At 55.1% G+C, this 12,602-nt stretch carries 1 protein-coding gene, 3 tRNA genes and 4 rRNA genes; all 8 read left to right on the forward strand.

The annotated features are described in order from the left end of the window. Positions 1–24 precede the first annotated feature (24 nt). The 8 genes from ACTX90_RS02850 (at position 25) to ACTX90_RS02885 (ending at position 12,298) form a co-directional block, all read left to right on the forward strand. Positions 25–1,550, forward strand: a 16S ribosomal RNA gene (locus tag ACTX90_RS02850). Between the two features lie 580 nt (positions 1,551–2,130). Beyond that, positions 2,131–5,269: ribosomal RNA gene (locus tag ACTX90_RS02855) — 23S ribosomal RNA — on the forward strand. 153 nt (positions 5,270–5,422) lie between these two features. After that, positions 5,423–5,539: ribosomal RNA gene (gene rrf, locus ACTX90_RS02860) — 5S ribosomal RNA — on the forward strand. Together the 16S, 23S and 5S rRNA genes form the textbook arrangement of a ribosomal RNA operon. A 1,696-nt stretch (positions 5,540–7,235) precedes the next feature. Next, complete coding sequence (locus ACTX90_RS02865) at positions 7,236–8,642, forward strand: FAD-binding oxidoreductase (RefSeq protein ID WP_443443050.1); 1,407 nt, start codon at positions 7,236–7,238, stop codon at positions 8,640–8,642. Positions 8,643–8,751: 109 nt separating this feature from the next. Further along, positions 8,752–8,828: transfer RNA gene (locus ACTX90_RS02870), tRNA-Pro, on the forward strand. A gap of 208 nt (positions 8,829–9,036) precedes the next feature. Then, positions 9,037–9,108, forward strand: a tRNA-Gln gene (locus ACTX90_RS02875). A gap of 46 nt (positions 9,109–9,154) precedes the next feature. Next, positions 9,155–9,227, forward strand: a tRNA-Glu gene (locus ACTX90_RS02880). 1,545 nt (positions 9,228–10,772) lie between these two features. Continuing rightward, a 16S ribosomal RNA gene (locus ACTX90_RS02885) occupies positions 10,773–12,298 on the forward strand. Positions 12,299–12,602 lie beyond the last annotated feature (304 nt).

Below are 12,602 nucleotides of genomic sequence, written 5' to 3' on the forward strand. Positions count from 1 at the left end.
TGGGGTTGTGGTGGCTTTTTGTTTTTTATGGAGAGTTTGATCCTGGCTCAGGATGAACGCTGGCGGCGTGCTTAACACATGCAAGTCGAACGATGAAGCCCAGCTTGCTGGGTGGATTAGTGGCGAACGGGTGAGTAACACGTGAGTAACCTGCCCCTGACTCTGGGATAAGCCCGGGAAACTGGGTCTAATACCGGATATGACTTTTGACCGCATGGTTGAGGGTGGAAAGATTTATCGGTTGGGGATGGACTCGCGGCCTATCAGCTTGTTGGTGAGGTAATGGCTCACCAAGGCGACGACGGGTAGCCGGCCTGAGAGGGTGACCGGCCACACTGGGACTGAGACACGGCCCAGACTCCTACGGGAGGCAGCAGTGGGGAATATTGCACAATGGGCGCAAGCCTGATGCAGCGACGCCGCGTGAGGGATGACGGCCTTCGGGTTGTAAACCTCTTTCAGTAGGGAAGAAGCGAAAGTGACGGTACCTGCAGAAGAAGCGCCGGCTAACTACGTGCCAGCAGCCGCGGTAATACGTAGGGCGCAAGCGTTATCCGGATTTATTGGGCGTAAAGAGCTCGTAGGCGGTTTGTCGCGTCTATCGTGAAAGTCCGAGGCTCAACCTCGGATCTGCGGTGGGTACGGGCAGACTAGAGTGATGTAGGGGAGACTGGAATTCCTGGTGTAGCGGTGAAATGCGCAGATATCAGGAGGAACACCGATGGCGAAGGCAGGTCTCTGGGCATTTACTGACGCTGAGGAGCGAAAGCATGGGGAGCGAACAGGATTAGATACCCTGGTAGTCCATGCCGTAAACGTTGGGCACTAGGTGTGGGGGACATTCCACGTTTTCCGCGCCGTAGCTAACGCATTAAGTGCCCCGCCTGGGGAGTACGGCCGCAAGGCTAAAACTCAAAGGAATTGACGGGGGCCCGCACAAGCGGCGGAGCATGCGGATTAATTCGATGCAACGCGAAGAACCTTACCAAGGCTTGACATGTTCCAGATCGCCTCAGAGATGGGGTTTCCCTTCGGGGCTGGTTCACAGGTGGTGCATGGTTGTCGTCAGCTCGTGTCGTGAGATGTTGGGTTAAGTCCCGCAACGAGCGCAACCCTCGTTCCATGTTGCCAGCGGGTTATGCCGGGGACTCATGGGAGACTGCCGGGGTCAACTCGGAGGAAGGTGGGGATGACGTCAAATCATCATGCCCCTTATGTCTTGGGCTTCACGCATGCTACAATGGCCGGTACAATGGGTTGCGATACTGTGAGGTGGAGCTAATCCCTAAAAGCCGGTCTCAGTTCGGATTGGGGTCTGCAACTCGACCCCATGAAGTCGGAGTCGCTAGTAATCGCAGATCAGCAACGCTGCGGTGAATACGTTCCCGGGCCTTGTACACACCGCCCGTCAAGTCACGAAAGTTGGTAACACCCGAAGCCGATGGCCTAACCACCTTGTGTGGGGGGAGTCGTCGAAGGTGGGACTGGCGATTGGGACTAAGTCGTAACAAGGTAGCCGTACCGGAAGGTGCGGCTGGATCACCTCCTTTCTAAGGAGCTAACCAGTTTTGGTTGCCCATGTCTGTGCCCGAGTGTGGTGCAGGTGGGTTGCTCGAGGGTGGAATGTCAATGAACTCAACACTGGGAAACGGGTTTTCGAGGGCGATCGTGTGGTTGTTTTCGGGGGTTCGGGTGTTGGCATGGTTTGTGTTGTGTGGCGTGTGTGGTTTAGTACGCAGTGCCGGCCCTCTTGTGGGGTTGGTGGTGTTGGAAGGGCGCATGGGTCGTGTGATGCGAATGAGTATGTTTGGTGCACTGTTGGGTTTTGAGGCAACAAGCCTCCTGGCCGCCTGGTCCCTTTGCGGGGTTTGGTGGGTTGGGTGCTTGGTGTTTCGGTGTTTGTCCTGTGTCTGCTGGCATGGTGTCCTGGCTGGTCCTTTTGGGGCTGGTGTGTGGGGTGCTGTTGTTGGGGGTGCGGGGTTGTTGTTTGGGAACTGTATAGTGAACGCGAGCATCTTGCAGACAAGATGAGCTGTGCGTGCCTGTCCTGGGTGTGTGTGGTGTTTGAGTCTTGTTTGTAGTGATTTTGTTGATTGTTTTATAGCTCAATTTTTGAGAACTTTGTTTTGTGTTGAAGTTTTTAAGGGCGCACGGTGGATGCCTTGGCATCAAGAGCCGATGAAGGACGTGGGAATCTGCGATAAGCCTGGTGGAGTCGATAACCGGACGTTGAGGCCAGGATTTCCGAATGGGGGAACCCCGCACCATGTTATGTGGTGTGACCTGCAGCTGAATGTATAGGCTGTGTGGAGGGAACGCGGGGAAGTGAAACATCTCAGTACCCGCAGGAAGAGAAAACAATAGTGATTCCGTTAGTAGTGGCGAGCGAACGCGGATGGGGCTAAACCGGTTGGTGTGTGATAGCGGATAGGCGTTGCATCATCGGGGTTGTGGGGTCCACATGTACCAGTTCTATCTACGCTGGTGGGATGAGGTGCAGGCGTATAGGTGAATCGGTTGGAATGCCGGACCAGAGAGGGTGATAGTCCCGTAGGTGTAATGCGTGTCTGCCGTTCTTGTGTGGATGCCCGAGTAGCACGGGGCCCGTGAAACCTTGTGTGAATCTGCCAGGACCACCTGGTAAGCCTGAATACTACTTGATGACCGATAGTGAATCAGTACCGTGAGGGAATGGTGAAAAGTACCCCGGGAGGGGAGTGAAATAGTACCTGAAACCGTGCGCTTACAATCCGTTAGAGCAGCCACTTGTGGTTGTGATGGCGTGCCTTTTGAAGAATGAGCCTGCGAGTTAGTGTTACGTCGCGAGGTTAACCCGTGGGGGGAAGCCGTAGCGAAAGCGAGTCTGAATAGGGCGAGTGAGTGGCGTGATCTAGACCCGAAGCGAAGTGATCTACCCATGGCCAGGTTGAAGCGCGTGTAAGAGCGTGTGGAGGACCGAACCCACTTCAGTTGAAAATGGAGGGGATGAGCTGTGGGTAGGGGTGAAAGGCCAATCAAACTTCGTGATAGCTGGTTCTCCCCGAAATGCATTTAGGTGCAGCGTTGCGTGTTTCTTGCTGGAGGTAGAGCTACTGGATAGGCGATGGGCCCTACAAGGTTACTGACCTTAGCCAAACTCCGAATGCCGGTAAGTCAGAGCGCAGCAGTGAGACTGTGGGGGATAAGCTTCATAGTCGAGAGGGAAACAGCCCAGAACGCCAACTAAGGCCCCTAAGCGTGTGCTAAGTGGGAAAGGATGTGGAGTTGCTGTGACAACCAGGAGGTTGGCTTAGAAGCAGCCACCCTTGAAAGAGTGCGTAATAGCTCACTGGTCAAGTGATTCCGCGCCGATAATGTAGCGGGGCTCAAGCACACCGCCGAAGTTGCGTCATTCAAACATGTCATTGGCCTTTGTGGTCCAGTGGTTTGGATGGGTAGGGGAGCGTCGTGTGGACGGTGAAGTCGCGGTGGAAACCAGCGGTGGAGGCCACACGAGTGAGAATGCAGGCATGAGTAGCGAATGACGGGTGAGAAACCCGTCCGCCGAATGATCAAGGGTTCCAGGGTCAAGCTAATCTGCCCTGGGTTAGTCGGGACCTAAGGCGAGGCCGACAGGCGTAGTCGATGGACAACGGGTTGATATTCCCGTACCGGCGAAGGACCGCCCATACTGAGCAATGGATGCTAACCATGACGGATTCCAGCGTTGATGCCTTTTAGGTGTCTTGTTGGTTGGTGTGGTGGGAACCGATGTTGTGAGGTCAGCGTATTAACAGGTGTGACGCAGGAAGGTAGCCGAGCCAGGCAATGGAATTGACCTGGTCCAAGGGTGTAGGAAGAACGGTAGGCAAATCCGCTGTTCATTGTTTCTGAGACCTGATAGGCGCCCCGTTTGTGGGGTGATTCGGTGATCCTATGCTGCCTAGAAAAGCATCGGCGCGAGGTCCCAGTCCGCCCGTACCCTAAACCGACACAGGTGATCAGGTAGAGAATACTAAGGCGATCGAGAGAATCATGGTTAAGGAACTCGGCAAAATGCCCCCGTAACTTCGGAAGAAGGGGGGCCTGCCCCGTGAACCACCCTTGCGGTGGGGAGGCGGGTGTGGGCCGCAGAGACCAGGGGGAAGCGACTGTTTACTAAAAACACAGGTCCGTGCGAAGTCGCAAGACGATGTATACGGACTGACTCCTGCCCGGTGCTGGAAGGTTAAGAGGACCGGTTAGCACACTTGTGTGCGAAGCTGAGAATTTAAGCCCCAGTAAACGGCGGTGGTAACTATAACCATCCTAAGGTAGCGAAATTCCTTGTCGGGTAAGTTCCGACCTGCACGAATGGAGTAACGACTTCCCCGCTGTCTCAACCATGAACTCGGCGAAATTGCAGTACGAGTAAAGATGCTCGTTACGCGCAGCAGGACGGAAAGACCCCGAGACCTTTACTATAGTTTGGTATTGGTGTTCGGTGCAGCTTGTGTAGGATAGGTGGGAGACTGTGAAGCTCGGACGCTAGTTCGGGTGGAGTCATCGTTGAAATACCACTCTGGCTGTACCGGTCACCTAACTTCGGACCATGATCTGGTTCAGGGACAGTGCCTGATGGGTAGTTTAACTGGGGCGGTTGCCTCCTAAAATGTAACGGAGGCGCCCAAAGGTTCCCTCAGCCTGGTTGGCAATCAGGTGTTGAGTGTAAGTGCACAAGGGAGCTTGACTGTGAGAGTGACAGCTCGAGCAGGGACGAAAGTCGGGACTAGTGATCCGGCGGCACCTCGTGGAAGGGCCGTCGCTCAACGGATAAAAGGTACCTCGGGGATAACAGGCTGATCTTGCCCAAGAGTCCATATCGACGGCATGGTTTGGCACCTCGATGTCGGCTCGTCGCATCCTGGGGCTGGAGTAGGTCCCAAGGGTTGGGCTGTTCGCCCATTAAAGCGGTACGCGAGCTGGGTTTAGAACGTCGTGAGACAGTTCGGTCCCTATCCGCTGCGCGCGTTGGAAATTTGAGAAGGGCTGTCCTTAGTACGAGAGGACCGGGACGGACGAACCTCTGGTGTGTCAGTTGTACTGCCAAGTGCATCGCTGATTAGCTACGTTTGGAAGGGATAACCGCTGAAAGCATCTAAGCGGGAAGCCTGCTTCGAGATGAGATTTCCATCCACCTTGTGTGGGTGAGGCCCCCAGCTAGATTACTGGGTTGATAGGCAGGATGTGGAAGCAAGGACCAAAGACTTGTGTAGCTGACCTGTACTAATAGGCCGATGGCTTACAACACACTATCTAAACTGTGTGTCGACAAAATACGTTTTTCTGATTGTTCGCGTTCACTATGCGGTTACGAGACAACAACCTCGAACCACAAAATAAGAGACTTTGCAAGGACGAATCCACCGGACCACCATGGTTGGTTTGTGTGCTTCGTGATTGTTACGGCGGTCATAGCGTGGGGGAAACGCCCGGTCCCATACCGAACCCGGAAGCTAAGGCCCATTGCGCCGATGGTACTGCACTCGTGAGGGTGTGGGAGAGTAGGTCACCGCCGGACTTAACTTGAGAAGTGGGAGGCTCCAACAGTGTTGGGGCCTTCTGCTGGTTTAACCGGTGGATCCACGGGGCGGGTGGTCTGGCCGGGACGGCCTGGCTGGCCAGCTGGCTGGTGCGGTTGGCTTGGCCGGTGGGGTGGGGGAGTAGAAGCTCCCCCGTTTTGTTGTTTAAGCGGGGTTTTCGGTGGCGGCGCGGTGCCCTCTGGGCGGTCTGGGGTGCTGTCCTGCGGCCGGCCCCGTGGGGATGGCGTGGGGCAAGGGGAGCGCTGCCGGGGCCGCGGCGCGGTGCGGTTGGCTGCGGAGCGGGGAAGAGCCCGGACCACAACAAACCCCTCGGCAAGAGATGCTGAATATTGACGTCCGAGCAGCATAGGCACGATTCGTCAGGCATGTTCGGGTCGGTAATGCCTACCGATCCAGGAAAAGGTTTTGAATTCCGCCTGAGCACTTGAGAATCCACAGTGAGTCTTTGGCCACTGGAGGAAGAAGTCAACGGGCGCGGGACCGAATGCTGGTCCTTTTCAACTGCTCTCTCTGCGCTCACGAGCAGGCACCTTCAGTTTGGCACCGAACTCGTTGACGAACGTCTCGAAGGGATTGGGCGAAGTTGTCATTACCCGAGGCTGCATCGCTGCTGATAAACGAGGAGTGCCCCGATACCCTTGACAGCGCCAAGGCGATGATCGAGCCGCACGAGGCTTCTGAATCGTTGAAAAACAAGTACTCCAGGGTAGGAGCGGGTGCCAGTTGGCAATAGACCGGTACGGGCGTTTTGCGCGGAGTTCTCCCGCCCGTCCTTGCCTGACGGGTTCACCCGATTGCTGATGCGGGCCTCTGTACAGAAAACGTGGCAGAGAACGTGGCGACCAATGGATTGCACTCCATGATGCCGGCCATAGGCTTCGCGACCACGGATTTTTCGATACCCACAGGGCATACTCCTGGATAGAGCAATCGCGAGGAAGCTCCAACCCACGGACACGTATGCGATGGATATTTCCCGAACCGCCAGGGGACCAACATTTGGTGATGGCGCTAGTCCGGCCTTGCGTTTAGCAGCGCCGTGCGAGTTCCGTTGGCGACAAGTTCTCGGCGTACGTGTGCTTCAGCCATTTGCATGGCTTAGTCTCCCTTGAGTCATGCAGTTACTCATGCTGGGACCTGTGTTCCTTGAGTCGATACCTTCATCGTCGTGCCGGCGGCTCGAGGAGCCTCGACCTCGTATCGTGGCAACCGATGCCGGCCAGCCATTTGCGCATTGCGGTGGCGCGGACCTTGCCTCATTTTCCCTAAACGAAGCCTTCGACGATGCCCAGATGGTCGTCGATGGTCTTAGCCTGGCAGAGTATCCAGACCCGGGCGGGACCTCGGCACCCGTTCGATCAGCTGCATAACCGTGTGGCGGAAAGTGCCTGACGATTCACTGACGGAGTGAAATGACAACGCTGTTTCGTCGTAAGCTCTGTAGATTTCTTAGATGCCTCGGCCATGGCTCGTACGGAGCGGCTTCCGTGATCCGATGCGCATTGACGACTGGAATCGTCATCATTGATGGTGGAGCGCCAATGGGCATAGGTGACTTTTCATATGGCTAGTGACGAGAAAGAGATGATTGCGCCACGGTTCGCGGCCGCCTGCCGCAGCCTTTCGTCGGCGCTTACTGTCGCTCCTGGCGCTGTCAGATGTAGTGTCTGAACTATGAGCCCGAATGACCATGAAGTCAGACCACGCATGCGACGCAATAAGAAATTGCTTGATGAGCTCACGGCGAGATTTCCTGCAGGCATGGTATCCGTTAGTGATTCCGTGCTCATGGAAAATTCGAGAGATTTCGGCCAACTGGCAGATGAGCCCATGATGCCACTCGCTGTCGTTTTTCCAACAAAAGTTGGGCAAGTTCAGGAACTAATGCAGCTGGCCAGTGAACACCGGCTCTCGGTGATCAGCCGCGGTGCTGGTACTGGCGTATCGGGCGCCGTCCATGTCACTGATGAAGCTATCATCCTGAATCTCAGCAAGATGAACAGGATCATCGAGATTCGGCCTCAGGACGAAGTCGCGGTCGTCGAGCCCGGCGTGATTAACCATCATTTGAATCTTGCCGTCTCCGAGTTCGGTCTGATGTACGCTCCGGATCCGGCAAGTTACAAGATGTCGACCATCGGTGGAAACATTGCGACGAACGCCGGGGGATTGCGTTGCGCGAAGTACGGTGTCACCCGGGAGTCGGTTCTTGGGCTAGACGTTGTCTTGGCGGACGGGAGCCTAATACATGTTGGAAAGAATACGTTCAAGGGCGTTGCCGGCTATGATCTGACAGCCTTGTTCACAGGTTCCGAAGGAACATTGGGTGTGATCGTTCGCGCGGTGCTACGGCTTCGTTATTTGCCCGTTGACGAACGAGACGTCGCATTAGTTTTCGAGGATCTTGAAGTTGCTGTCGAAGGAGTCCAAAGGATTGCCAAGGCACGTATCCAACCAGCGATTCTGGAGTTGATCGATCACGCAACGATGAAGGTCTTGGACGCACAGTATGGGACAGCTCATGCTGGCAGTGGCGGTGCAATGCTGCTCGTTCGACTAGACGGATATGGTGCAGAGCAAGAAGAAGCGGTTCTTCGTGAAACCTTCAAGAACGACTCCGTACGGCTGAGCGAGAGCGGCGATGAATCTGCAACGGCTCTCATTGAAATGCGTCGCACCAGCCGTGGAGATGCGAAAGACGATGCGTACCGTACTGGTGAAGACGTAGCCGTCCCCAAAAGTCTCATGGTTGAGTACGTTCATCGTGTGCAACAAGCCGCGACGCAAGAACAGGTTCAGTTGAGGCTGATTTCCCACGCCGGTGACGGAAACCTGCATTCGACGTTCTACGTTGACCCCTCGGATGGGCCGAACCCGCTGGAGCGACTGGACCGCGCTGTGCAGGAGTCCGTTCGCATTGCCCTTGAAATGGGAGGCACGATTACGGGCGAGCACGGCGTCGGACTCATCAAGAAAGACTGGCTCCCCTGGGAGCAATCCAGCCAAGTTATCGAATTGCAGCAAAAGATCAAGGGGCTGCTGGATCCAATGAACATATTGAACCCGGGCAAGGCGATATAGACTGCGACAAGCGCTTCTATTACGACAGATACGTACGATGACAATCGAATCGAAGCCTCGATTATGCGATCTGAGGTAACCGGGTGTAGAGTAAAAACGTTCTTGATCACGGGATATGGCGCAGTTTGGTAGCGCGCGTCGTTCGGGACGACGAGGTCGCAGGTTCAAATCCTGTTATCCCGACCAGAACGCAAGGAGGAATCTTCGGATTCCTCCTTGTTGTTTAACTGAAGCTCGCAAATGCAGGCCGAACAGGCAGCGAGTCTTAGATCACTATCGAAAAGCTACTCAGGATGTGCGATATCCAGAATTACTGTGTATAGTTATATCTCGTGCTAAGGCATCCAAAAGATCATTACCTAGGTAATTGATTCTGGCGGAGGCCAAGTCATATTGGGATATGGTGTAATTGGCAACACAACGGTTTCTGGTTCCGTCATTCTAGGTTCGAGTCCTGGTATCCCAGCGCTTCACCGGAGCAATTCGGTGAGCTGAAGGAAACTTCAGCATACGGCCCCATCGTATAGCGGCCTAGTACTCCGCCCTCTCACGGCGGCAACACGGGTTCGAATCCCGTTGGGGTCACAAATCTAAACGCGGAACTTCGGTTCCGCGTTTTTTGTTTAACCAGTTCTTCTTGTCCGTCCGCAGGAAGAAAGTTCTTGACTCCGGGCTAGAGGCCAAAATGTGGGCTATAGGCAATAAAGTGTGTCTGGCCCGGACAGGTCGCCAAGGCCAGACCCCACTATTCACAAGATTCGCCACGCTGGCTGCAGAACCAATGAGAACCGGATAAGGGCTTGGGCCTATGGTGCGTACAAAGCGGAGTAGCTATGCGTTGGGGCCCGACTAGTTTCTTGGACCCAAAGTTCATGGTCATGCCAAGAGCTTAGGATAAGGAGCTGCGCACTTGGGCCGACAGCAATCGAAAGCAGTATGGCGACGCCCTGTGGGGCAACGAATGGTTCCACTAATTGACCGAACACCGATGGCGGCACTACAAGCCGGCCTTGTTTCCCGATGAGGTCAGACTGTATGAAAATTCGAGTGGGGTCCAGGCACGTGCGGTCAGCAAGCCATCGATTCATGGACATCTCCGCTAGCCCGCGCTTATTGGGTGACAAGTCATATGATTCTGGTCTGCGTTGAATTTGACGCCGCGAACGTCAACAGGCGGGCATTGACACTGCTCTCGTCGGACATGTCCAACACAGGGTGCAAGACATCTGCTGTATCAGTGGACCATGGATGCGACTACTAGCCAGGAACCATCCCGGATTGCTGTCGTTGGGTAAGCGGTTTGTTTTAGGAGGGAAGGTCGCCCTAGGGCTTAGTCTCACCGCGGTTACACGGAAACTTGGCAGCGTCAGATACCAAGACATCGTCGCAACGGATACCAGGAGTGAACCCATACATCGAACCGGGCAGCTATGAAACCCAATGAACTGTAGCTGGCGTCATCAGCTCATGCTGTCGACGGGATAAGGCCCATTGCCATGCTGTCCGTTCTGCCGGTGACCTCCGGCAGCATTCGGAGAGAACACCGCTTACAAGATTTCGACTGGCTGGCCCCGAGCCCGCAGTATCCAGCGAGCAGGGAACCGCGCTCTCCACAGACCGGAGCTCGTGCTGTCACGTTGGTGTGGCGCGGCAGCCTGTCCGGAGAGCAGGCGACATTGGGGAACTGCTTATCGTGCGCACCGGCCCTCTAATGCCTGTGGCGACAGTCACCCGGAAAAGTAGCCCTACGATTTGTAAGTGCCGAAAAAGGTGTGTATAGTTTTTATCTGTCGCCGAAACAAGGTTCGAGGAAATCTGAACCGAATTCGAAGCGAAAATCCCCGAGATTCAAATGATCTAAAAGATTTTTTTTGCAATTTCGGAAACTAACGCTGGACGATATCGCCTCCTGGAATAGGGGTGGCGGAGAACCGGTAAGTGTTTGTTGTTTGAGAACTCAATAGTGTGCCAAGTTTGTTGATACCAAATTATTTTTGTTTGGTGAATACGAAACATTTTGCTTGGGATGATGCACCCCCGTGTGTTGTTCCGAGTGTTTTTATTCGCCAGGATTTCATCACCACGTGTGGCTCCGTCTTTTTCCGGTGGGGTTGTGGTGGCTTTTTGTTTTTTATGGAGAGTTTGATCCTGGCTCAGGATGAACGCTGGCGGCGTGCTTAACACATGCAAGTCGAACGATGAAGCCCAGCTTGCTGGGTGGATTAGTGGCGAACGGGTGAGTAACACGTGAGTAACCTGCCCCTGACTCTGGGATAAGCCCGGGAAACTGGGTCTAATACCGGATATGACTTTTGACCGCATGGTTGAGGGTGGAAAGATTTATCGGTTGGGGATGGACTCGCGGCCTATCAGCTTGTTGGTGAGGTAATGGCTCACCAAGGCGACGACGGGTAGCCGGCCTGAGAGGGTGACCGGCCACACTGGGACTGAGACACGGCCCAGACTCCTACGGGAGGCAGCAGTGGGGAATATTGCACAATGGGCGCAAGCCTGATGCAGCGACGCCGCGTGAGGGATGACGGCCTTCGGGTTGTAAACCTCTTTCAGTAGGGAAGAAGCGAAAGTGACGGTACCTGCAGAAGAAGCGCCGGCTAACTACGTGCCAGCAGCCGCGGTAATACGTAGGGCGCAAGCGTTATCCGGATTTATTGGGCGTAAAGAGCTCGTAGGCGGTTTGTCGCGTCTATCGTGAAAGTCCGAGGCTCAACCTCGGATCTGCGGTGGGTACGGGCAGACTAGAGTGATGTAGGGGAGACTGGAATTCCTGGTGTAGCGGTGAAATGCGCAGATATCAGGAGGAACACCGATGGCGAAGGCAGGTCTCTGGGCATTTACTGACGCTGAGGAGCGAAAGCATGGGGAGCGAACAGGATTAGATACCCTGGTAGTCCATGCCGTAAACGTTGGGCACTAGGTGTGGGGGACATTCCACGTTTTCCGCGCCGTAGCTAACGCATTAAGTGCCCCGCCTGGGGAGTACGGCCGCAAGGCTAAAACTCAAAGGAATTGACGGGGGCCCGCACAAGCGGCGGAGCATGCGGATTAATTCGATGCAACGCGAAGAACCTTACCAAGGCTTGACATGTTCCAGATCGCCTCAGAGATGGGGTTTCCCTTCGGGGCTGGTTCACAGGTGGTGCATGGTTGTCGTCAGCTCGTGTCGTGAGATGTTGGGTTAAGTCCCGCAACGAGCGCAACCCTCGTTCCATGTTGCCAGCGGGTTATGCCGGGGACTCATGGGAGACTGCCGGGGTCAACTCGGAGGAAGGTGGGGATGACGTCAAATCATCATGCCCCTTATGTCTTGGGCTTCACGCATGCTACAATGGCCGGTACAATGGGTTGCGATACTGTGAGGTGGAGCTAATCCCTAAAAGCCGGTCTCAGTTCGGATTGGGGTCTGCAACTCGACCCCATGAAGTCGGAGTCGCTAGTAATCGCAGATCAGCAACGCTGCGGTGAATACGTTCCCGGGCCTTGTACACACCGCCCGTCAAGTCACGAAAGTTGGTAACACCCGAAGCCGATGGCCTAACCACCTTGTGTGGGGGGAGTCGTCGAAGGTGGGACTGGCGATTGGGACTAAGTCGTAACAAGGTAGCCGTACCGGAAGGTGCGGCTGGATCACCTCCTTTCTAAGGAGCTAACCAGTTTTGGTTGCCCATGTCTGTGCCCGAGTGTGGTGCAGGTGGGTTGCTCGAGGGTGGAATGTCAATGAACTCAACACTGGGAAACGGGTTTTCGAGGGCGATCGTGTGGTTGTTTTCGGGGGTTCGGGTGTTGGCATGGTTTGTGTTGTGTGGCGTGTGTGGTTTAGTACGCAGTGCCGGCCCTCTTGTGGGGTTGGTGGTGTTGGAAGGGCGCATGGGTCGTGTGATGCGAATGAGTATGTTTGGTGCACTGTTGGGTTTTGAGGCAACAAGCCTCCTGGCCGCCTGG

This window comes from Glutamicibacter soli (assembly GCF_052322135.1).
GTDB lineage: Bacteria > Actinomycetota > Actinomycetes > Actinomycetales > Micrococcaceae > Glutamicibacter > Glutamicibacter soli.

What these genes read in the sequence shown, in the direction of transcription:
- ACTX90_RS02865 (WP_443443050.1), top strand. Translation starts at nt 7,236, where the DNA reads ATGAGCCCGAATGACCATGAAGTCAGACCACGCATGCGACGCAATAAG.